Here is a 1,188-nt window from a genome sequence, read left to right on the forward strand (position 1 = left end):
GCCAGTTAAAATTTCAAGCTTGGGATTTTTTTCAACTTCGGGCAGCAGAGGTTCGCTTACCAATATTTTCCCCAGCTCCATGGTGTTTTTAATCCAGACTATCTTATGCTGCTTACTTTTTATACCATTGCACAATTTGACTGCTATCCTCACAGCATCTTCCGTATTCCTGGCAACCATAGGTATCTTAGCAGGTTCTATTTCAGTACTTGTAAAACAATTTGTATACATCGAGATAAAATCTATTTTATCAAATAGCTTTCTAGTCGTGACATCAGCCATTCCCACTCCATTTGTATTTCCATGGGACTCATCTGTCACATCCAATATCACGCATTTCTTAAATTCAGGTCCTCCGCTGGCACATTTGGTAAAATACAGCCCTGTCACGTTGGGATCCTGTCCATCTCCGCTTATATTCTTGCCTATCTCCCCTATTATAAGTACGTCAAATTTCGGTATGAGTATCTGGGCCATCCTTTTTCTGCTCTCTTCAAGAAGAGCTTCTTCCTTCTCCAATCCAAGTATCTCATCTTTCGTAAGTATGGTTATCTTATAGGTATCATCATAGGCATTTTCAACTGTGGATACGGCAAAAAGCAGCTTGATCCTCTTAGCTATCATGCACCCAACTCCGGGTATAAGCTCATGGAATCTTTCAAATCCCTTACTGTGAACTGAATCCGCCCCCCGCTGCTTCCCAAGACCTATAACGAGCATTTTGCAGGCACCGCTTTCAACCCTGCCTCTAAAACAGGTATGCGGTTTTATTCTGGGAATTATAACCACTCCATCGGCCTCCAGAGCACTTTTGGCAACATAGACAGTCAATCCCGGTTCATATTCTCCAATAGGCTCAACATCTACAGATGCATCTACCTTGACCCCCATTGCTTCCTCCGTAATACCATAAGAGGCTAAAATTCCTGCCTGACCCTCCGGTGTGGCCCCGCCATGACTTCCCATGGCAGGTATGATAAATGGCTCTGCTCCAGCTCCTTTCAGGCAGTCCACAACTGTCTTAGCCATTTTAGCTATATTTGCAACTCCACGGCTGCCAACACCCACTGCAATTCTCTTGCCTTTCAAATCCATATTTTTTATACTCTGTCTTACTTTATCCGCCACTTCAAGTTCTACATTTTCAACTCTATCTTTCTCAAAATTCTGCTTTATTTTCAAGAACCT

Annotated in this window: 1 protein-coding gene; it reads right to left on the minus strand. The window is 42.8% G+C overall.

The features are described 5' to 3' along the window. The coding region (locus tag J5G60_RS18415) for a DUF362 domain-containing protein (protein ID WP_207876643.1) at nt 1–1,188 on the minus strand (1,188 nt) is incomplete at both ends.

This window comes from Clostridium sp. HV4-5-A1G, from assembly GCF_900184915.1.
Lineage (GTDB): Bacteria > Bacillota > Clostridia > Clostridiales > Clostridiaceae > Clostridium_B > Clostridium_B aromativorans.